This window comes from Clostridia bacterium (assembly GCA_024653205.1).
Taxonomy (GTDB): domain Bacteria; phylum Bacillota; class DSM-521; order Neomoorellales; family SLTJ01; genus JANLFO01.
Window position 1 is genome coordinate 50,956 of sequence record JANLFO010000012.1, and the last position, 21,164, is coordinate 72,119.

The following is a 21,164-nucleotide window of genomic DNA, read 5'->3' on the forward strand; positions in this document are numbered from 1 at the left end:
CGGGGTGAGGCGCGGGTGAACTCCTGCTCGAGGTGGGCCAGGGCCGGGTTGGCGGCAAAGCGGGGAAAGCCGCCGGTGCTGTCGTGGCCGGGCGGAGGCACGGTTTCCTCCCGGCAGGCCAGCCCCATTCTCGCGGCGAGGTCTTTCAGGCGAAGGTAGGTTCTTGCGACCGGGTAAAAGGCCGCGGGTTCGGGTTCTGCGGCCTCGGCCGGGTCCAGACACAGGGCAACGGTAGCGCGTTCCGCCTGGGCCAAGAGGGCCGCCAGCAGGTGGTATTCCTGAGGTGTAAACCCGGCAAACCCGTCCACCCAGAGGGCGGCCCCGACGAACGGCCGGCCTTCGAGCAGCCGGCGGGCGGCCAGGGAGAGGAGTTCGTCGGGGTCGTAGTAACCCTGCTCGAGAAAGGCGTGGTAGGCCTCCCACAGCAACCGGAGATCGTCCAGCTTGGCGGCCAGTAGAGGCTCGGCCGAGGCGTCCACGCCGCTGCGCATCGCCCCCGGGTCCATCCGGTACTGCCGGAACTCCCGGAAGGCGCGGGACAGTTCGGCGATGAAACCCGGACGCCGGGCGGAATCGGCGAGCAGCCCCAGGCGGTGGCGGTGACGTCTCAGGACCAGCCGCAGGAGCATTTGCCGGCCCAGTTCGTCCAGGGGCCGGCGGCCGGCCGGCCGGACCCGCTGCAGGACCTCGCGGGCCAGGCGCCGGAAGCTGACCACCCGGGCCCGCACGCTGCCCGCCACGCCCGGGGCGCTCACCAGAGCGTACTCCATCTGGAAGGTAGCCTGCTCCGGCACCAGGAACAGCAGGGGTGCGCCCCAGGGGTCACGGGCCAGCTCCTCGCGGATTTCCCGGAGGCAGGTGTACGTCTTACCGCTTCCCGCGCGGCCCAGAAGCAGGCGCAGGGTCAAAGCGCTTCCTCCCCGCCTAGGCCGAGGTGGCGGTACGCAGGGCTTCGCCCCGGGCGAACAGGGCTGCGCCCAGCGCGCCGACGATCTGCGGCTCCGCCGGAACCTGCACGGGAAGCCCCAGTTCCCGCCGCAGGGCTGCCACCACCGCGTGGTTCTTGGCCACTCCGCCGGTCATTACCACCTCCGGCTCTACTCCCAGGCGCTGGGCCATGGCCGTTACCCTGGCGGCCACGGCCTCGGCCAGGCCCCGGGCCACGTCCGCCGGCTCTGCGCCCTCGGAGAGCAGGGACACCACCTCGGATTCGGCGAATACGGTGCAGGTGCTGGTGACGGTCTTTCCCCGGCGGCTGCGGGCGGCCAGCGCGGCGAAGTCCTCTACCTCCACTTCCAGCGCCCGCGCCATGACCTCGAGGAACCGTCCCGTACCGGCAGCGCACTTGTCGTTCATGACAAAGTCCACCACCCGGCCTTCTCCATCCAGGCGGATCACCTTGCTGTCCTGCCCGCCGATGTCGATTACGGTGCGGGCCCCGGGTTCGAGGAAGAAGGCCCCCCGGGCGTGGCAGGATATCTCCGTAACCGCCCGGTGGGCGAAGGGCACCTTGTGCCGGCCGTAGCCGGTGGCCACCGCCCTCGCGACCGCCTCGGGGGCAGCTCTTGCCTTCTGCAGCGCCCTCTCCAGGGCGCTGCGGGCGGTTTCCCACCCCCTGGTGCCGGTAGGGGCGATCTCTGCCGCCACCACCTCCCCGTCCAGGGTGAGAAGTACCACCTCGGTAGAAAGAGAGCCCACGTCAATCCCGGCTACCAGAGCCATTCCGTTCCCCCCTATGCGCCCCGCCGCCCGGCGGCCGGCGGGCCTCGAGCATTTCCAGGAAGGCGGCCAGTCGGGTGAGGGTCTGGCCTACGGCATAGGTGCGGGCGTCAACGCAATCGCCCGGCAACCAGAGGTAGGGAACCCCGTCCTTCTCCAGCGCCTCTTTCAGTATCCCGGTTGAGCCGTTGCTCTGCCGGCAGCCCCAGTGCCCGTACTGGACTACGGCGGTGCAGCCGTAGTCCCGCACCAGCTGCCGGATCACTTCTATCCGTCGCTCTACCGGCCCCAGGGAAAAGTGGGAAAGCATCTTCTGGGCCAGGCCGGTCCAGGGCGAATCCGGAGCCAGCTCCGGCCAGTAAACGTGGCTGAATTCCTCGAAGGCAACCACCGCCCCGTGCTCGGACAACAGGTCCCACAATTCCGTTCGGTAGTAGGGCTTGAGGTGCAGCCACAGCAGACGGTGGCGGTCCGACGGCCCGGTGCCGGAAGCCTCGGCCCGGGCCTTGAGTTCCAGGGCCAGCTGCCGGTAAATGCCCGCCGCCGCCTCGCCGCCCTGGCCCATAAAGCCCAGCCAGAGGAAGTCCAGGGCCTGCTGTCCGGGCAGGGGGCTGGGATCGGACCGGCGATACCGGTTGGCCTCCATCAGCCAGCTCCGGGCCTGGTTGGACAGATCCAGGGCCCGCGCCAGGCCCTCGGGGTGAAACTTCCTGCCGGTCACCTCCGCCAGCCATCGGGATAGTTCCCGGAGTTGCCCGGCCACGTAGGCCCGGGCCTCGGAAGAGAACTCGGCGGGCACGTCTATGATCCGGACCGGAACCCCGTAAAGCCGACCCAGGTTGTGGAACAGCCGGGGTGCGCCGTCGCACAGGTGAGTGCTGGCTACCAGGGCGACCGGGCGCGGCCACCAGTCCAGTAAGGCCCCGCCCATTACCGTACGATGAAAGGAACAGAGGTCCGAGCTATACCAGGATGCTTCGGCCGCAGAGAGGAGACGGGGCGCGAGTCCCATGCCGGTGACCAGGGCGGCTATTACCTCTACCGCCAGGGGCATGATCCCCATACCGTAGATCAGTTCGGTGGGAACGAAGGCCGTGGTCCACACCACGGGCCGCTCCCCCCGGTACCAGGCGCGCACCTGGTCGGCTCCCGTCAGGGCCAGGCTGCATAGAGCCCGGCACCCGTACCGCCGTCGTTTCAGGTAGAGCTTCGCCAGCCAGTACGGCCAGCGGCCGGCCAGAAGCCGGCGCCAGGTATCCCTCATGCTCCCTACCCCCGCCGACTGCCCAGCGCCTCAACAAACGCCTGAACCCGCGTGCCCATCTGGCCGGTGTCGTTGGAGCAGTACTCGCCCTCCAGCCGCAGGCACGGCATTCCCGCCGCCTGCAAACGGCTGCGCACCAACGGAAAGGCATAGTGATGGTAGTCGCAGAACTTGAGACCGAAATAGATAACGCCTCCGGCCCGGTACTCTTCCACCAGCTCCACCAGCCGCCGCCACCGCCTGTCCCCCTCCACCATGCGGGGACAGGGGGATCGATTCAAGTAATGCCAAGCCAGAAACAGGAAGGGATCAAAAGCCGCTCCGGGCTCCGGCATGCCGCCCGGCTCCAGGTAGCGGCCGCAGGTGCACAGGTCGTCCGCCACCACGGTCACGCCCTGTCCTTCCAGAGCGGCCATGAACTCCGGGGGAGCGGCACTGCCGGTGACCACGCACCGTATCTCTTCCTCCGGGGAAGCCGGCGCATCGCCGAGACCGGGCAGGGGACTTCCGGCGACCGCACGGCCTTTCCCGGCCGCTTCCTCCCAGAAGGGCAGTTGATCGGCCAGCCAAAGGGCAAAGTCCCTCTTGGCCGACCGGGCCGCCAGGGCCATGATTTCCGCCGCCTGTGCCCCGGTGAGCGGCGCCGGCCGGCGGCGCCTCAATCTCCTCAGCCGCTCCACCAGGGACCGAACCCGGGCGTAGACACCGATGGTCTCGATCAGGTCCGCCTCCGAGGCCCTGACGCGGAAGTGGGCGGTTATGGCCTGCCAGAGACGCCGGAGTCCTTCCGCGTAATATGTAACCGCCTCTTCGCCGCCCTGGCGGGGAACGTGCAGCAGATATACGAAGTCTCCCGGTCTTGCCCGCCGCCAGAAATTGTACAGGTGGAGCATGGCCTGGCAGGAATTGACTATTATTACTCCGGCCCGGTGGTACCCCTCCTCGGACAAGGCCGCCTCGGCCAGCGAACGGGCGTAGGAACAGAAGTCCGGCGGCAGCCAGGCAGCCGCACTCCTGGGGCGATGGGGCAGGAGTGCCAGCCGGTACGGCGTCAGACCTGCCGCCTCGATAATCTCCTCCGGCGTATACCCGCAGCACCAGGCCAGGCGGGGCCGATCCTGCGCCTCCGGCAGATCAAGCGCCGGCATCCCGCCTCAGGTCCTCCACCTTATCCAGCCGCTCCCAGGGCAGGTCGAGGTCCGGGCGGCCGAAGTGACCGTAAGCTGCCACCTGCCGGTAAATGGGCCGCCTCAGGTTCAGGTCACGGATGATGGCGCCGGGCCGCAGGTCGAAGTGCTCCTGAGCCAGCCGGGCCAGTTCTTCGTCGTCCAGGCGGCCGGTACCGAAGGTATCCACGTTGACCGCTACCGGTCGGGCCACCCCGATGGCGTAGGCCAGCTGTACCTCGCAGCGCTCCGCCAGGCCGGCGGCTACCAGGTTCTTGGCCACGTAGCGGGCGGCGTAGGAAGCGGACCGGTCGACCTTGGTGGGATCCTTACCCGAGAAGGATCCGCCGCCGTGCCGGGCCATCCCTCCGTAGGTATCGACGATTATCTTCCTGCCGGTGAGGCCGGTATCGCCTTGCGGTCCGCCCACAACGAACCGGCCCGTAGGGTTGATGTAGAACCGGGTACGCGCGTCGATCAGGTGCGGGGGAATGACCTTCCGGATTACCTTCTCCATTACCTCTTCCTTGAGGGTATCCATGTCTATGTCCGGCCGGTGCTGGGTGCTCACCACCACTGCTTCTACCCTTACCGGACGCCCGTTATCGTACTCCACCGTGACCTGGGACTTGCCGTCCGGTCTCAGGTAGGGTATCTCCCGGCTCTTGCGCACCTCCGCCAGCCGGCGGACCAGGGCGTGGGCCAGGGATATGGGCAAGGGCATGAATTCCGGCGTCTCGGTGGTGGCGTAGCCGAACATCATGCCCTGGTCTCCGGCCCCCAGGGTTTCAACCTCGTCCAGTTCGCCCTGGGCCTGGCGCGCTTCCAGAGCCCGGTTAACGCCGAGGGCAATGTCCGGCGACTGCTCGTCGATGGCGGTAAGCACGGCGCAGGTGTCGCCGTCAAAGCCGAACTTGGCCCGCGTGTAGCCGATCTCACGGATGGTTTCCCTGACCACCCGGGGAATGTCCACGTAGCAATTGGTGGTTATCTCTCCTGCGACCAAGACCAGGCCGGTGGTAACCGTGGTCTCGCAGGCAACGCGGGCAAAAGGATCCTGAGCCAGCAAGGCATCCAGAATGGCGTCGGAGATCTGATCGGCCATCTTGTCCGGATGGCCCTCGGTCACTGATTCCGAAGTGAAGAACTTGCCCGCCAATTGCCCTCACTCCTTATCGGTTGTTAGCAGCTCCTCGACGGCGTCCCACAGCCGCCGCGCCACTTCCATCTTGCTCATGAGCGGCAGTTCCCGTACCCGACCGTCGCGGAAGATCAGGGTCACTATATTGGTGTCCACTTCAAATCCCGCCCCGGCCCGGGAAAGGTCGTTCAGGACGATCAGATCGAGGTTCTTGGCCTGGAGCTTATCCCGGGCATGGCGGAGCGGATCGTCGGTCTCGGCGGCAAAACCTACCAGGACTTGGTGCTGAGGCTTTACCCGCCCCAATTCCGCCAGGATGTCCGGAGTGCGCTCCAGTTCCATGACCAAAGTCTCCGCCTCCCCCTTCTTGATCTTGCCGGGGACCTTGGCCTTCGGGCGGAAATCCGCCACCGCCGCCGCCTTCACCACCACGCGGGCCTCGGCGGCGTGGCTCATGACCGCCCGGAACATGTCCTCCGCACTTTCCACCCGGACCACCTTCACCCCGGGTGGAGGCGCCAGAGCGGTGGGCCCGGTCACCAGCACCACCTCCGCCCCCCGGTCCCGGGCCTCGGCGGCCACGGCGTAGCCCATCTTCCCGGAACTGGCGTTACCCAGAAACCGCACCGGGTCCAGGTACTCCCGGGTCGGCCCGGCGGTCACCACCACCCGGACGCCTTTCAGGCTCGCCCTCCGGACCAGCAGGCGGGCGGCCGCCTCCAGGATGGTCTCGACCTCGGGAAGCCGGCCCGGTCCCGTCTCCCCGCAGGCCAGGAATCCGCTTTCGGGTTCCAGAAGATGATACCCCAGCTCGCTCAATCGGCGCAGGTTGTCCCGGGTAGCCGGATGCGTATACATATTGGCGTTCATGGAGGGGACCACCAGAACCGGAGCCCGCGTAGCCAGGATGAGCGCCGTCAGGAGCTCGTCCGCCAGGCCTATTGCCATCCTGGCCATCAGGTCGGCGGTGGCGGGGGCTACGATCACCAGTTCCGCCTTGCGGGCCAGCTCCACGTGCGGTACGGGGCCGGAAACGGCAAACATATCCGTCCATACCGGCCGGCCGGCCAAGGTAGACAGGGTTAAGGGAGAGATGAAGCGGGTGGCCGCCTCGGTCATGACAACCTCCACCTCGGCCTCCTGCTGCCGCAGGCGACTAACCAGTTCGGCCGTCTTGTAGGCAGCTATTCCTCCCGCTACGCCTACTACCACTCGTCTTGCCTTCCACATTAAGTCCGCACCTTCATTTCAGGCCGCCGCGCGAGAGTTCGTACCTTATCTTGCTCTCGGCTATCTCCTGCAGGGCCACGCTTACCGCCTTGAGCATTCTCCCTTCCGGCGTGGTGAGTTGTTCGGGACTCAGCGTCCGGGCGCGTTTGGCAGCCAGAACCACCAGGGCGTACTTGCTGTTCACTTGCTTCATCAGTTCGTCAATGGTCGGTTTGTTCATTTCCCTTTCCCTCCAGCAACCAGTCGGGCATCGCCCGCCGGGGTCGGCATTTCTCAGCCAATATAATAGCCTCGATTCTGTCCGCTGCCAAGTTTACGTAGTCGTTGACCACCAGGTAGTCGTAGTGGACCGCCTCCTCCATTTCCCCCCGGGCCACCTGCAGGCGCCGGCCGATCTGCTCGGCGTCCTCGGTCCCTCGGGTCCGCAGGCGCCTGCAGAGCTCCTGGTAGGAGGGCGGCAACAGGAAGACCGTCACCGCCTCCGGCAGCCCCTCTTTCACCTGTTTGGCTCCCTGCACGTCTATCTCCAGGAGGATGTCCTCACCGCGGGTCAGGGCTTCTACTACCGGCTGGCGGGGCGTTCCGTAGTAATGGTCGTGGATCCGGGCCCACTCCAGCAGCCGGTTTTCTGCCCGGAAGCGTAGGAATTCCTCTTCGCTGACGAAATAATAGTCTACTCCCTGCTGCTCTCCGGGACGCGGCGGTCGGGTGGTAGCCGAAATGGAGTACTTCAGGGAAGGCACCCGTCGCCGTAGTTCCCGGCACACCGTTCCTTTCCCCGCTCCTGAAGGCCCGGAAACCACCAACAACAGACCCCTGCCCATAGGTGATTACTGGGCGGCTTCTTCTGCCCGGGCCAAAGCGGAGGCGGCGGCCTCACGGCTGCTCAGGCGGTGGGCTACCGTTTCCGGTTGTACGGCGGAAAGAATAACGTGGTCGCTGTCGGTAATGATTACCGCCCGGGTACGGCGGCCGTAGGTAGCATCGATAAGGACTCCACGCTCTCTCGCTTCCTGGATGATGCGTTTGATCGGGGCGGATTCGGGGCTTACAATCGCTACTATGCGGTTGGCCGATACAATGTTCCCGAACCCTATGTTGATTAGTCTGATCTCCATACCTTTTCCCTCCTGCGCCCATTATCGGCCGGTGATGAACGGGGTTGTCTGCCCGAAGAGTCCACGGGAAAGTTCCCGTTACTCAAGGTTCTGGGCCTGTTCCCTGATCTTCTCCAGCTCTTCCTTGCACGAAATCACCAGCGGCGTGACGGCGGTGCCTGCCGCCTTGGCCCCCAGGGTGGTCAGCTCACGGTGTACTTCCTGTGCCAGGAACTCGAGCTTGCGCCCTACCGGCCCCTCGTTGTCCAGGCAGGTCAAGATGGCGGCCAGATGGCTTCTCAGGCGAACCAACTCCTCGGTTACGTCACTGCGTTCGGCAAATATTACCACCTCTTCCTCTACCCGTCGGTTGTCCACCGTTACGGGGCCGAGGAACTCCTCCAGCCTTGAGGCCAGGCGCTGACGGTAGTGGCCGAGGAGTTCCTCCTTTAAAACGTCGATTTGTTCCAGGTAGGCCAGCAGGCGCCGGACGCGGTGCCGCAGGTCGTCGGCCAGCCGTTCGCCTTCCCGAAGGCGGGTTGTCTCTACCTCCTGAAGGGCGGCCTCCAGAGCCAGAGCGACGGCCGGCCAGGCACCTTCCCAGTCCGTGGCCTCCTCCTCCAGTTCCAACACCCCGGGAAGGGAAACCAAGTCTCTTAAGGTAATTTCCGCTTGAATATCCAAATATTGCGCTATTTCCCTCAGGTATTCATAATAAGCCATCAGTAGGTCCTTGTCAACCTTGGGCGGCCGTTTTTTCGCTCTCTCTTGCTCTACGTTGATAAAGATATCCAGATGACCGCGATGCACGAACCGCGCTGCGGTTTGCCGGACTCTTTCTTCCAACAGCAGGTAGGACCGAGGCAAACGTGCATTAACCTCCAGGAACCGGTGGTTCACCGCGCGCACTTCCACCCGGGCCCTGAAACCGGCTTCCGCCGCCTCACCCGACCCGAAACCGGTCATACTTCTGGGCATGTCGGCCACACCGCTCCCGCTTCCAGCTCGATTTCGCCGCGAAACACCTCGGCCGCCGGTCCCCGCATCCGCACCGGAGTACCCTCACCTAGCCACTCTACTTCCAGCGCTCCCCCGGGGAGCTCCGCCCTCACCTTCCCGGAAAGCAGACCGTTGAGTACCCCGGCCACCACCGCGGCGCACGCGCCGGTGCCGCAGGCCAGGGTGGCACCCGCTCCCCTCTCCCATACCCTGACCTTCAGCTTGTCCGGGGCCAATACCTGGGCCACCTCCACGTTGGTACGGGCGGGAAACAGGGGGTGGGTTTCCAGCCTGGGTCCCCAGTACTCGAGTTTCACCCGGTCCGGGTCCGGAGAGAAGATCACACAGTGGGGATTACCCATGGAGACGCAGGTGATGGCCCAGCGTTCTCCCTCCATCTCCAGGGGCCAGTTGACTACCGGACTCACCGGAGCCATTACCGGAACGGCCTCGGCCTCCAGGCCCGGCACCCCCATGTCCACCTCCACCATCCACACCCGGCCCTGGCGAACCTCGAGCTTTACCTCCCTTAAGCCGGCGCGGGTGAGTACGGTCAGAGCCGGAGAACGCAGGTTCAGGTACTCATACGCATACTTGGCGACGCAACGGATGGCGTTGCCGCACATCTCCGCCTCGCTGCCGTCCGGGTTGAAGATGCGCATCTGGACCGGCGCCTGCGGTGCGGGCAGGACCAAAACCAGGCCATCGGCGCCGATGCCGAAGTGACGGTCGCTCAAGACCCGCGCCAGGTCGGGCCATGAGGCTTCCGGTGGCAGCCCCTGCCCGAATCCGTCCAGGAGCACGAAATCGTTGCCCAGGCCGTGCATCTTGGTAAACCTCAAAGCCGCCACGATCACGCCCCTTTCTCGTTTCTCGGTGCGTTGCCGGCCGCAACCGGGTTCACCACCGGGTGTATCACCAATTTCCCCCGGGCGCACCACCCCTTGCATCCCTTACACACCACCGGTAGGAACACCCCCGCACCCCTCGGGCAACAAAAAGGCCCACTACCTGAGTTGGGCGGCTCCTAGCCCGGCTCCGCCCGACGCACGAACACTGTGGCGTACGAGCGGGGTACGCACGACCGGCGATCTGGACTCCGCTTCCCGGCTCCCGGCCGGGCGACAGGCCGGTGCCGGCGGCCATAGCTGCGCGCACGGTTTGCCTTTCGACATCCTGCGGCCGGATTCCTGCCTCGACTGTACCGTTCCGGCCCGGGGTTGGCCACGTTCGCGGCCTTCCTCCATTTTATGAAGTCCCGGGGTCGAAAATACTCTGCTTGCCTGGGTCCGGCGGGCTCTGCTATACTGGCGCCGGAGGTGGCCGCTCCATGCCCTTCGATGTGCTGGTGACCCGGGCGGTAGCGACGGAACTGGAGGCCCTGGTAGGCTCCCGGGTGGAACGCGTGGTGCAGTCCGGGGCGGAAGAGGTGGCCGTGGCCTTCTACGGGGCCGGTGTTAAGGCGTGGTTGTTTTTCTCCGCTCAGGCGGCTCACGCCCGCCTGAACCTTGCTCCCGGCCAGGTGGGGCGGGAGGACCGGGTCAGCCCTTTCCTCCTGGCCCTTCGTCACCACCTTGAGGGAGCCCAGCTGCAGGCCGTATCGCAGCCGCCCATGGAAAGGGTCATCATCCTTCGCCTTCAGGGCCCGGCGATTCGGGGCGGCCGGGCCTACCACCTGATTGCCGAGATTATGGGCCGCCACAGCAACCTGATACTGGTGGACCCCGAGACCGATCAGATAATCGACGGTTTGAAGCGATACAGCCACGTCCTCAGCCGCTACCGGGAGGTGCTGCCCGGCCGGCCCTATCTTTCTCCCCCGCGTAACAAGGTGAATCCCCTGGACCTCACGGAGGAGGAATGGCCGCGGGTTCTGCTGTCCGCCGGGGAGGGCCGGCCCCTGGAGAAGGTGCTGGTAGAGCGGCTTGAAGGGTTCGGACCCTGCCTGGCCAGGGAACTGGCGGTACGCGCGGGACTCGATCCCGGCCGGTCGCTCGAGTTTCTAGGCGCCTACGATTTTGCCCGTCTTTGGCAGGCCTGGCGTGAACTGCGCGCGGTAATGGAGGAGAAACGCTTCGAACCCACTCTGATTGTCGACCGGGGCCGGGTAGTGGATTATGCCGCGATTGCCTTGCGCCAGTTCGAGGGGCTGGAACAGGTTCGCCTTCCTACTATGAGTTCGGCCATCGATCGCTATTATTCGGATTATCTGTCCCGAGAGGTCTTTGACCGGGAAAAGAGGCGGCTGAAACAAATAGTGCTTCAGGAGCAAGAGCGGTGGGTACGAAAGCTGGAGGTCCAGGAGGAGATTCTCCTGGATGCCGAAAAGGCGGAAGTCCATCGTCAGGCGGGACAGGTAATCCTTTGCAATCTCTATCGGCTGGAACGGGGGATGCGCTCGGTCGAAGGGCCTAATCCTGACCGGCCGGATGAAATGATTAGCGTGGAGTTGGACCCAAGTCTGGACCCGGCAGAAAACGCCCAGCGGTTTTTCCGGCGCTACCGGAAGGCCAAGGTCCTGGCGGAAAAGGCCGCCGCCCAGTTGGAGCAGGCCCGCCGGGAGTTGGCCTACTGGGAATCGGTGGCCCTGGCCCTGGAGCGGGCGGAGACGCGGGAAGACTTGGCGGAGATAGCCGACGAAGTGGGGGCGCAGCTGCGCCCCGCCGGACGGCGAAGTGGAAAGCGGGGGAAGCAGAAGCCCGCAGAGCCGCTTCGTTTTACCTCTCCCGATGGGTACGATGTGCTGGTAGGGAAAAACAATCGGCAGAACGACTACATCTGCGTTCGGCTGGCCCGGCCGGAAGATGTATGGCTTCACGCCCGGGGCGTTGCCGGTGCACACGTTCTGGTGCGCAACCCCTCCGGCGGCCCCCTTCCGGCCCCCACCCTGCGGTTTGCCGCCGGCCTGGCCGCCTTTTTCAGCCGCGCCTCCGGCAGCCGCGCGGTACCGGTGGATTACACTCTGGCCAAGCACGTCCACAAGCCCAAAGGCGCCCGGCCGGGAATGGTTTTATACACCCACCAGAGCACCCTGGCCGTCCCGCCTACCCCCCCCTCCGGCGGAATGAATTAAGCCCTCTACCCCACCCGGCTAACCGGGGTTTCGGCTTCCCGGGCGTACAAGAGGCCGCCCTTCCCGGCACAGCGGGCAGTCTGAAGCCTCGTAAGACGGGATATCCAGGCTGAGCAGAGCATAATAAGGCAGGCCCAGGTTCAGACGGCCGCCGCTGCGGTCCACCAGGGCCCCCACGCCCAGCACCTGCGCTCCAAACGCGCGGGCCAATTCCACGGTTTCCAGGGCCGAACCTCCGGTGGTGAGCACGTCCTCCACCACCACTACCACCTCCCCTGCCTCCAGGGTAAAACCCCGGCGCAGGGTTAACCTCCCCTCCTGGCGTTCGGCGAAGATCGCCCGGGCACCCAAAGCCCGGGCCACCTCGTGGGCCACGATAATGCCGCCCAGGGCCGGGCCGACTACCGCGCCCACCCGTCCGGAAGGGAAGCGGGAGGCCAGCTGCGACCCCAGCAGTTCGGCATAGGCGGGGTATTGCAGCACGCGGGCGCACTGGACGTACCGGGAGGCGTGTCGGCCGGAGGTCAGCAGGAAATGCCCCTCCAGCAGGGCGCCGCTGCTACGGAAGAGTTCCAGTATGGAGTCCTGGGTAAGCATGATGCGGTTACTCCCCTCCGGTTTCGCCTAGTTCCTGCAAGAGCTGCTGCACCACCGCCCGGGGATCGAGCGCCTGGGTAACCGGGCGGCCCACCACCAGGTAGCTGGCCCCGGACTTGAGCGCTTCCCTGGGGGTGGCGATACGGCGCTGGTCGTCGGCGCTGGTGCCCCCGGGGCGGATGCCGGGGGTAACGATAACCAGGTCGCTGCCGAAGGCCAGGCGCAGGGCCTTGGCCTCGCGAGCACTGGCCACCACGCCGTCCAGGCCCGCCTCCTGGGCCAGACGCGCCCAGCGCACCACGATTTCTCTAAGCTGGGCCGCCAGGCCCAGCTCGGCCAGATCGGTCTGTGTCAGGCTGGTCAGGACCGTAACCCCCAGAAGAAGCGGCGGCCGTATCCCCAACAGCGCGGCTTCTTCCCGGGCCGCCTGAACCGCCTGGCGCAGCATTTCCCGCCCGCCGCTGGTATGCACGGTGAGCATGCCTACTTCCAGCCGGGTCAGGGCGCGCACCGCCTCGGCCACGGTGTTGGGGATGTCGTGGAGCTTTAAATCCAGGAACACTCGGCCACCCCAGCCCTGAACCGCCTCCACCACCGAGGGGCCGCAATGGTAGAAAAGCTGCATGCCCACCTTAAACCACAGCACTTCGCCCGAAAGCTCCCGTACCAGGTGCTCGGCTTCCTCCAGGGAAGAAACGTCCAGGGCCACTATCAGCCTTTCCCTGGGCTGCAGGGCTCTTCACCTCCCTCGCCGGGAGCGCCTTCCCGCCCCCGGCGCCTTGCCGCTCCGACCAGCTCGGTCAGTCGGCGGATGTCATGACGGCGGCAGTAGTCGACCAGCCCTTTCAGCACGTTCAGCGCCGCCCGCGGGTTTAACAGGGTGGCGGTGCCGATGCCCACCGCGCGGGCTCCCGCCAGCAGGAACTCCAGGGCATCCTCGGCCGTACAAATGCCTCCCAGGCCGAGGAGCGGTACTCCCGGCAGCGCGGCGCTTATGTCCCAGACCAGGCGGAGGATGATCGGCTTGATCGCCGGCCCGGAGAGCCCGCCCACCGCGTTTCCCAGGCGCGGCCGGCGCGCGGTGACGTCGATGCTCATGGCGGGAACGGTATTGGCCACGGTGAGTGCATCCGCACCCGCCTCCACCACCGCCCGGGCCACGCCCACCGGGTCGGCGGTCAGCGGGGCCAGCTTCACCAGCAGAGGCAGGGACGTTTTGCGGCGGACGGCCTCCACCACCGCGGCCGCGTCCTCCGGCCGGGAGCCGAAGGTGAGACCGCCTGCCTTCACGTTGGGACAGGAGATGTTGATCTCAAGGGCCGCCAGTCCCCGGGCCTCATTTAGTCGGTCGGCAACCGCGGCGTACTCCTCCCGGGTTCGACCGGCCAGGCTGGCAATGACCGGTACCCGCCTCAGCCTCAGCTCGGGCCATATGCGGGATACAAAGTGGTCCACGCCCGGGTTCTCCAGGCCCACGGAGTTGAGTAGCCCCCCGGCCGTCTCGGCCAGCCGGGGCGGAGGATTGCCCGGCCAGGGATCCAGGGTGAGGCTCTTCACCGTAACCGCCCCCACCTGCTCCAGGGGCAAATACGGAGCCAGTTCCAGGCCCCAGCCGCAGGTGCCTGCGGCCAGGACTACCGGATTGGCCAGCTTAAGGGGTCCCAGGCTGGTGCTCAGGTCGGGTTCCATCCCACACCACCCTCTCCGCCGGCATTACCGGTCCCTCGGTACAGACCCGCGCGTATCCCTCCGCCACCGGCACCACGCAACCACGGCATAGGCCGACGCCGCAGGCCATTATCTGTTCCAGAGACACCCAGGCGGGGGCGCCCACCCGGCGGGACCACTCGGCCACAGCCCTGAGCATGAGGTTGGGCCCGGCGGCATAGACCTGCAGAAGCTGGCCGCCGATATGGCCGGGCAGCAGGTCGGTTACCCGGCCCCTGATACCCAGGCTGCCGTCCTCCGTGGTCACGGCCAGGTCCGGCACCAACTCCCGGAGGGCGGAGAGCCGCCAAAGCTCGGCCGCGGTGGCCGCCCCCATCAGGAAGCGCAGCCGGTGGCCCCGGCGGCTGAGTTCACGGGCCAGAAAGAATAGGGGCGCCACGCCGGTGCCCCCTCCCACCAGGAGGGCGCTTACCCCGCCTTGCGGCAGAGGAAAGCCCTTACCCAGGGGGCCGAGGATTTCCAGACGGTCTCCGGGACGCCGGCCGGCCAGCCAGGCCGTGCCCCGGCCCTTCACGCGGTAGAGCAGGCCGATGCGGCCGGCCCGGCGGTCGGCCTCGTGCAGGCTGAACGGGCGGGGCAACAGGGGATCGTACCCCTCCCCCACCCGCAGGTGCACGAACTGCCCCGGTTGGGCGTTTGCGGCGATTTCCGGAGATTCCAGGATCAGGTGACGGCCGCCGGCGCCCAGATCTTCCTGATCGACTACCGTAGCCCTAGTTGGCCCGGTCAAGGACCTTCTCCTCCCCCAGGGGCACTTCCAGGTCCTGGAGCGCCAGGAGGCTGAAGTCCCCCCCGGAACGCAGTTCCTCCAGGGATCTTACCAGGGCCCGAACCGTGTCCAGGCTGGTAAAACACGGCACTCCGAGCTCCACCGCCGCCCGCCTTATCTGATAGCCTTCACGTTCCGGCCCGCGGGCGTGGCCGATCGTGTTCACCACCAGGTCGATCTCACCCTCTCTTATGTGGTCGACTATATTGGGATTTCCCTCGTGGAGCTTGTAAACCTTTCTTACGGTCAGGCCTTCACCGCGGAGGAAAGCCGCCGTTCCGGAAGTGGCCCAGAGTTCGAAACCCTGTTCGGCCAGGCGCTTGAGCACCGGGAGGGAGCGGCGCTTGTCTCGGTCGGCAATGGTGGCCAGGACCCTTCCCCCCTTGGGGATCCGGTAGCCGGCGGCCACCAGGCCCTTGTAGAGCGCCCTGGCCAGGCTAACGTCCAGTCCCAGCACCTCCCCGGTGGATTTCATCTCCGGACCCAGGCCTGTATCCACCTTGGGCAGCTTGGCGAAGGAGAAAACCGGCACCTTCACCGCCACGTGGTTGGGGGGAGGCAACAGGCCTGCCGGGTAGCCCTGTTCCCGCAGGCCCTTGCCCAGCATGGCTCCCACCGCCACCTTCACCATGGGAACGCCGCTGACCTTGCTCATGAAGGGAACGGTACGGCTGGAACGGGGATTGACCTCCAAAACGTACACCCGGCCCCGGTAAATCACGTACTGGATGTTCAGCAGTCCCTTCACGTCCAGGGCCCGGGCGAGGGTGGTCGTGTATTGAACGATCTGCCTGCGGTGGGCCTCGCCCACCGAATGGGCGGGATAGACGGCGATGCTGTCCCCGGAGTGAATGCCCGCCCGCTCGATGTGTTCCATAATACCCGGTATGAGTACCTCGCGCCCGTCGGAGACGGCGTCAACCTCTACTTCCCGGCCGGGCAGGTATTTGTCCACCAAGACCGGGTGGTGGGGGGAAGCCTTAACCGCCGTGGCCATATACTGGAGCATCTCTTGCTCGTCGTACACGATCTCCATGGCCCGGCCGCCCAGCACGTAAGAAGGCCGCACCAGCACCGGATATCCCACCCGGGCGGCAATGACCAGGGCCTCCTCCACGGAAGTGGCTGCCCCTCCCGGCGGACGGGGGATGCCGAGTTCCTCCAGAAGCAGGTCGAACTTGTCGCGGTCCTCCGCCCGGTCGATGTTTTCCACGCTCGTTCCCAGGACGGTATAGCCCGCCCCGGCCACGGTTTCCGCCAGGTTGACCGCCGTCTGTCCCCCGAACTGCACTACCACGCCTTCCGGTTTTTCGGCATCCAGGACCGCCAGCACGTCCTCGGCGTCCAGGGGCTCGAAGTACAGGCGGTCGGCGGTATCGAAGTCGGTGCTTACGGTTTCGGGATTGTTGTTGATGATTACCGCCTGCCAGCCCTCCTCGCGTAAGGCCCACACCGAATGGACCGAGCAATAGTCGAACTCCACTCCCTGCCCGATACGTATGGGCCCGGAACCCAGGACTACCGCCCGCCGGCCGTCCTTGACCCGGCTTTCGTCCTCGCTCTCGTAGGTGGAGTAGTAGTAAGGTGTCTGGGCCTCGAATTCGGCGGCGCAGGTGTCTACCATCTTGTACACCGGGCGGATGCCGAAGCGGCGCCGGCGCTCGGTTACTTCCCCCGGGCTGATTCCGCGCAGGGCCGCGATCTGCGCGTCAGAGTAGCCCAGCCGCTTCAGGCGCCGCAGGAGGTCGCCGTCCAGGTCCGGGGTGCGGCGGATCTCTCCTTCGCTTTCCACCAGCCTCTCTATTTTCCGCAGGAAGAAGCGATCGATGGAGGTCCAGGAGGCCAAATCGTCCACGGTCCAGCCTCGCCGCAGGGCCTCGGCGGCGAAGAAGAGGCGGCGGTCGTCGGTTCGCTGCAGGCGGTCCTTGAGTTCCGCGTCCGGCATGGCCGCCAATTCCGGCAGGTACAGACCGGGGGTATTGGCCTCCAGCGAGCGTATGGCCTTCAGCAAGGCCCCCTCGAAGCTGCGGTCGATGGACATGGTTTCCCCTGTGGCCTGCATCTGGGTCCCGAGCCGGCGGTCGCTGGTGGCGAACTTGTCGAAGGGAAAGCGCGGCATCTTAACCACCACGTAGTCCACCGTGGGTTCGAAACAGGCGTAGGTCTTGCCGGTAACCGCGTTGATGATCTCGTCCAGGCGCAGGCCTACCGCTATCTTGGCCGCCACCTTGGCGATGGGGTATCCGGTGGCCTTGGAGGCCAAGGCACTGGAGCGGCTGACCCGCGGGTTCACCTCGATCACGTAGTACCGGAAGCTCTTGGGGTCCAGGGCGAACTGGATGTTGCAGCCGCCCTCGATGCCCAAGGCGGAGATTATCTTCAGCGAGGCCATGCGCAGCATCTGGTATTCCCGGTGGCTCAGAGTCTGGCAGGGGGCCACCACTATACTGTCGCCGGTGTGAATACCCATGGGATCGACGTTCTCCATGCTGCACACCGTTATGCAGGTGCCGGCGGAATCGCGCATGACCTCGAACTCGATTTCCTTCCAGCCCAGCACGGAGCGCTCGATCAGCACCTGGCCGATGAGGCTGGCCTTGATCCCGCGGGTAGCAATCCCCCGCAGTTCGGCCTCGTCGGCGGCTATGCCCCCGCCGGTTCCGCCCAGAGTGTAGGCGGGCCTCACCACTACCGGGTAGCCGATTTCCCGGGCGAAGGCCACCGCATCCTCCACGCCGGTGACGATGCGGCTTTCCGGCACCGGCTCGCCGATTCTCTGCATCAGGTCCTTGAAGAGCTCCCGGTCTTCCGCCCGCTTGATGGCTTCCAGAGGCGTGCCCAAGAGGCGCACGCCGTAGCGGTCCAGCACCCCGTTTTCCGCCAGCTCCCAGGCGAGGTTGAGTCCCACCTGCCCGCCCAGGGTGGGCAGGAGACCGTCCGGCCTTTCCCGGGCAATGATGCGGGAAACGAATTCCATCTGCAGGGGCTCCAGATAGATCCGGGCGGCCATGTTGCTGTCGGTCATGATGGTGGCCGGGTTGGAATTGGCCAGGATCACCTCCAACCCCTCCTCGCGGAGCGCCTTGCAGGCCTGGGTACCGGAGTAATCGAATTCTGCCGCCTGACCGATGATTATGGGGCCGGACCCGATCACCATTACCCTCTTCAGATCCCTGTACCGTGGCATAGAATTGTCCTCCCCCTCTCCTAAGGCTCTAGTATTCGTCCCCGGTACATCACCAGGTTGCCCCCTACCATGGTGGCCAGGGGCCACCCGCGTAGTCTCCATCCCCGGAAGGGTGTGCTCTTTCCCCGGGATTGAAATTGCTGGGGATCTACCGGCATTTCCAGGTCCGGATCGATTACGGTGATGTCTGCCGCTTGGCCGGAAGTCAGGGAGCCCCCGGGTAAGCCCAGGATGGCCGCCGGTTGCCGGCTGAGCAGGGATACTGCCCGGGTCCAGCTTATGATTCCCGGCAGGATTAAGAAAGTGACCACCAGGGGAACCACCGTTTCCAGACCGCTAATCCCGAAGGGGGCGGCCTCGAATTCGGCCTCCTTCTCCTCTCTGGTATGGGGAGCATGGTCGCTGGCTATCGCGTCGAGGAGGCCTTCCGCCAGAGCCTGCTTGAGAGCCCGGGTATCTTCGGCGCCCCTCAGAGGCGGGTTCACCTTGGCCGAGGTGTCATATCCCTTGACCGTCTCCTCGGTGAGCAGGAGGTGGTGGGGAGTAACCTCGGCCGTAACCGGGATCCCCTCCCTCCGCGCCAGCCTCAGGAGTTCCACGCTGCCCCGGCTGCTCAGGTGGGCCAGGTGCAGACGGCCGCCGGTGAGGGCCGCCAGGCGCAAGTCCCGGGCCACCATTATTTCCTCGGCGGCCGCCGGCATGCCTCTAAGGCCCCACCGGTAGGAGTAAGGACCTTCGTTCATCTGCCCGCCCCGCGTGAGCTCCAGATCCTCGCAGTGGCTCACGATCGGCCGGTTAACCAGCCGGGCGTATTCCATCGCCTGGCGCATCACCCGGGAATTGGGCACCGGACGGCCGTCGTCGGAAAAGGCCACCGCACCGGCCTCGGCCAGCTCCACCATTTCGCTGATTTCTTCTCCCCTGCCGCCTTTGGTAATGTTGGCTATGGGATACAGGCGGCTGAGGTTAAGCTCCCGGCTCTTCTGAAGCACGTAAGCGATCAACGCCGGGTTATCCAGAGGCGGGTCGGTGTTGGGCATGCAGCACACGGCGGTAAACCCGCCTCTGGCCGCAGCCCGCAGCCCGCTCTCTATGGTTTCCTTATCCTCCTGGCCCGGCTCGCGCAGGTGCACGTGCATGTCGATAAAGCCCGGTGCCACCACTTTGCCGGTGGCCTCCAATTCCTTGCAGTCCGGCGCAGCCTTCAGGTTCGGTCCGACCTTAATTATCCGGCCGTCGCGCACCAGCACGTCCCGCACGTCGTCCAGACCCTGGGCGGGATCTACCACCCTGCCGCCCTTTATCAGCCAGTTCACCTACTCGCCTCCCAGAAGTAAGCTCAGGACTGCCATGCGTACCGCCACTCCGTTGGTCACCTGCTCCGCGATGGCCGAGCGCGGATCCTCAAGCAACTCCGGGCTCAGTTCCACGCCCCGGTTAACCGGGCCCGGGTGCATGAGCACCGCGTCCGGCGCGGCCAGAGAGAGCCTCTCCGCAGTCAGACGGTAAAGCCGCCGGTACTCGCGAAGCGAGGGCAGCAGGCCCTGAACCTGCCTTTCCCCTTGAAGCCGCAATGCTATCACCACGTCCGCGCCTTCCAAGGCCTCTTCCGGCCGCCAGGTAATGCGCGCGCCCATCTGTCCCAGGGCCGGCGGCAGCAAGGTAGGAGGACCGCACAGCCACACCTCGGCCCCGACCTTGGAGAGGCCCCAGAGATCGGAACGGGCCACCCGGCTATGTAAAATATCTCCGATGATGGCCACCTTGAGTCCGTGCAGTCGGCCTTTCCGCTCTTGAATGGTCAATAAGTCCAGCAAAGCCTGTGTGGGATGCTCGTGCCACCCGTCGCCCGCGTTGACCACCGCGGCCCGGATCCGGGAGGCCAAGAAGTGCGGCACCCCGGCGCTCGAATGCCGGATTACCAGGCAGGCCAACCCCATGGATTCCAGTGTAGTAACCGTATCCAGGAGGTTTTCCCCCTTGACCATGCTGCTCGCCGCCACATTGATGTTGACCACCTCTGCCCCCAGGGATCTGGCCGCAATCTCGAACGAGGTACGGGTGCGGGTACTGGGCTCGTAGAAAAGATTAACGACCCGCCTGCCTCGCAAGCTATTCAGGCGCTCGCCCGCAGCGTAGGCCCGGCGGTAGCGGCGCGCCGCCTCCAGCAGAGAGCGTATTTCCTCCACGCTCAATTCCTCGAGGCCGAGCAGATCCTTGCTTCTCAGCCGCATGCGCCCCTCCCTCGCAAAAAATCCCCCCGCTTTTGCTCAGCGAGGGGATTCCAGGATCACCACTTCCTCCGTTCCGTCTATCTCCGGCAATCGGACCTCTACAATTTCTTTCTTTGATGTGGGCAGGTTCTTGCCCACGTAATCGGCTCGAATGGGCAGCTCCCGGTGCCCGCGGTCTACCAGCACGGCCAGTTGGATGCACCGTGGACGCCCCAGATCCATCACCGCATCCATGGCCGCCCGTACCGTCCGTCCGGTATACAGCACATCGTCCACCAGGATCACCTTCTTGTCCGTTACCGTGAAGGGTAGCTCCGGTTCCTGCACCAGCGGGCTGTCGTCCAGACGGGAGAGGTCGTCCCGGTAGAGCGTGATGTCCAGGGCTCCCACCGGAATCGGCCAGCCCTCGATTTCCCGGATGCGCGAAGAAAGCCGCTCCGCCAGCGGAACCCCCCGGCGACGGATGCCGATCAGCACCAGATCCTCCACCCCCCTATTTCTCTCCAGAATCTCGTGGGCCATGCGGGTAAGGGCCCGCTGTATGGCCTGGGCGTCCAGGATCCGTGCCTTCTCCCGTGCCTTCATGCTGCCTCCGTCCGCCGGTCGGCCGTCGGCCGCAAAAAAGCCTACTCCCGCCAGAGGGAAGTAGGCTCCTCGAGTGTCCTTCCAGTTCCTTCTGGCCTCGCCGGGACCAGTTAAAGGGGTCTAACTTTTTCGGGTTAGACTCTACCGCAACCGAGGCCGTATGTCAAGAGCCCGGACGCGGACGTTCGACTGGGCCCCGAAAGCCGAAGCCCCTATCATGTGGCCATTCTGCCTGCCATAGGGCAACGGCGCCGCATCTGCTATTCTATCTAACGCTTCCACCCTGACAATATCATAGGCCGGTAACAAGACCGGCCACCCCCTGACGTATCCCCACTTTCGAGTTAACTTGAGTTGACTGGCGGTACCGGGTGC

The 21,164-nt window shown here is 65.6% G+C and carries 19 protein-coding genes; 1 reads left to right on the forward strand and 18 read right to left on the reverse strand.

Going from position 1 to position 21,164, the window contains the following annotated elements:
* Window positions 1–924: 924 nt before the first annotated feature.
* The 10 genes from NUV99_07585 to dapF all read right to left on the reverse strand — a co-directional run bounded on the left by NUV99_07585 (window position 925) and on the right by dapF (window position 9,458).
* The gene (locus tag NUV99_07585) at window positions 925–1,722 is read right to left on the reverse strand and encodes an acyl-CoA dehydratase activase (GenBank protein ID MCR4419969.1); all 798 of its coding nucleotides are present in this window, start codon (window positions 1,720–1,722) and stop codon (window positions 925–927) included.
* Window positions 1,700–2,983 carry a 2-hydroxyacyl-CoA dehydratase family protein gene (locus NUV99_07590; protein MCR4419970.1) on the reverse strand — a complete coding sequence of 428 codons (1,284 nt, stop codon included), beginning with the start codon at window positions 2,981–2,983 and terminating at the stop codon, window positions 1,700–1,702. Before NUV99_07590 ends, NUV99_07585 begins: the two co-directional genes overlap by 23 nt.
* Window positions 2,984–2,988: 5 nt before the next feature.
* Window positions 2,989–4,131, reverse strand: coding sequence for a 2-hydroxyacyl-CoA dehydratase family protein (locus NUV99_07595; protein MCR4419971.1), 1,143 nt, complete (start codon window positions 4,129–4,131; stop codon window positions 2,989–2,991).
* Window positions 4,118–5,308: a methionine adenosyltransferase gene (gene metK / locus NUV99_07600; GenBank protein MCR4419972.1), complete on the reverse strand. Its 1,191-nt coding sequence runs from the start codon at window positions 5,306–5,308 to the stop codon at window positions 4,118–4,120. Before metK ends, NUV99_07595 begins: the two co-directional genes overlap by 14 nt.
* Window positions 5,309–5,314: 6 nt before the next feature.
* A complete protein-coding gene (gene coaBC, locus NUV99_07605) occupies window positions 5,315–6,520 on the reverse strand; it encodes a bifunctional phosphopantothenoylcysteine decarboxylase/phosphopantothenate--cysteine ligase CoaBC (GenBank protein ID MCR4419973.1) in 1,206 nt (401 codons plus the stop codon).
* A 13-nt stretch (window positions 6,521–6,533) separates the two neighbouring features.
* Window positions 6,534–6,740 (reverse strand): DNA-directed RNA polymerase subunit omega, encoded by a 207-nt coding sequence (rpoZ, locus tag NUV99_07610; GenBank protein MCR4419974.1) that lies wholly within the window; start codon window positions 6,738–6,740, stop codon window positions 6,534–6,536.
* On the reverse strand, window positions 6,721–7,344 hold the full coding sequence (gene gmk, locus NUV99_07615; GenBank protein ID MCR4419975.1) for a guanylate kinase: 624 nt from the start codon (window positions 7,342–7,344) through the stop codon (window positions 6,721–6,723). Before gmk ends, rpoZ begins: the two co-directional genes overlap by 20 nt.
* A 6-nt stretch (window positions 7,345–7,350) precedes the next feature.
* Window positions 7,351–7,638, reverse strand: a complete 288-nt coding sequence (locus NUV99_07620) for a DUF370 domain-containing protein (protein MCR4419976.1) — start codon at window positions 7,636–7,638, stop codon at window positions 7,351–7,353.
* A 78-nt stretch (window positions 7,639–7,716) separates the two neighbouring features.
* Complete coding sequence (locus NUV99_07625; protein ID MCR4419977.1) at window positions 7,717–8,595, reverse strand: YicC family protein; 879 nt, start codon at window positions 8,593–8,595, stop codon at window positions 7,717–7,719.
* The gene (gene dapF / locus NUV99_07630) at window positions 8,580–9,458 is read right to left on the reverse strand and encodes a diaminopimelate epimerase (GenBank protein MCR4419978.1); all 879 of its coding nucleotides are present in this window, start codon (window positions 9,456–9,458) and stop codon (window positions 8,580–8,582) included. Before dapF ends, NUV99_07625 begins: the two co-directional genes overlap by 16 nt.
* Before the next feature lie 488 nt (window positions 9,459–9,946).
* On the opposite strand from dapF, the gene NUV99_07635 reads away from it, so the two are divergent.
* Window positions 9,947–11,689, forward strand: coding sequence for an NFACT family protein (locus tag NUV99_07635; GenBank protein MCR4419979.1), 1,743 nt, complete (start codon window positions 9,947–9,949; stop codon window positions 11,687–11,689).
* Between the two features lie 18 nt (window positions 11,690–11,707).
* Here NUV99_07635 and pyrE read toward each other — a convergent pair whose 3' ends face one another.
* The 8 genes from pyrE to pyrR are packed head-to-tail and all read right to left on the reverse strand — an operon-like array spanning window position 11,708 to window position 20,789.
* Window positions 11,708–12,286, reverse strand: a complete 579-nt coding sequence (gene pyrE / locus NUV99_07640; protein ID MCR4419980.1) for an orotate phosphoribosyltransferase — start codon at window positions 12,284–12,286, stop codon at window positions 11,708–11,710.
* A 7-nt stretch (window positions 12,287–12,293) separates the two neighbouring features.
* Window positions 12,294–12,995: an orotidine-5'-phosphate decarboxylase gene (gene pyrF, locus NUV99_07645; protein ID MCR4419981.1), complete on the reverse strand. Its 702-nt coding sequence runs from the start codon at window positions 12,993–12,995 to the stop codon at window positions 12,294–12,296.
* Between the two features lie 2 nt (window positions 12,996–12,997).
* Window positions 12,998–13,975, reverse strand: a complete 978-nt coding sequence (locus tag NUV99_07650) for a dihydroorotate dehydrogenase (protein ID MCR4419982.1) — start codon at window positions 13,973–13,975, stop codon at window positions 12,998–13,000.
* Window positions 13,938–14,744, reverse strand: coding sequence for a dihydroorotate dehydrogenase electron transfer subunit (locus NUV99_07655; GenBank protein MCR4419983.1), 807 nt, complete (start codon window positions 14,742–14,744; stop codon window positions 13,938–13,940). The genes NUV99_07650 and NUV99_07655 overlap by 38 nt, the downstream gene beginning before the upstream one ends.
* Window positions 14,728–17,970 (reverse strand): carbamoyl-phosphate synthase large subunit, encoded by a 3,243-nt coding sequence (carB, locus tag NUV99_07660; protein ID MCR4419984.1) that lies wholly within the window; start codon window positions 17,968–17,970, stop codon window positions 14,728–14,730. Before carB ends, NUV99_07655 begins: the two co-directional genes overlap by 17 nt.
* A 20-nt stretch (window positions 17,971–17,990) precedes the next feature.
* Window positions 17,991–19,286: a dihydroorotase gene (locus NUV99_07665; GenBank protein ID MCR4419985.1), complete on the reverse strand. Its 1,296-nt coding sequence runs from the start codon at window positions 19,284–19,286 to the stop codon at window positions 17,991–17,993.
* Window positions 19,287–20,204 (reverse strand): aspartate carbamoyltransferase catalytic subunit, encoded by a 918-nt coding sequence (locus NUV99_07670; protein ID MCR4419986.1) that lies wholly within the window; start codon window positions 20,202–20,204, stop codon window positions 19,287–19,289.
* A 36-nt stretch (window positions 20,205–20,240) separates the two neighbouring features.
* Window positions 20,241–20,789 carry a bifunctional pyr operon transcriptional regulator/uracil phosphoribosyltransferase PyrR gene (pyrR, locus tag NUV99_07675; GenBank protein ID MCR4419987.1) on the reverse strand — a complete coding sequence of 183 codons (549 nt, stop codon included), beginning with the start codon at window positions 20,787–20,789 and terminating at the stop codon, window positions 20,241–20,243.
* Between the last annotated feature and the right edge of the window lie 375 nt (window positions 20,790–21,164).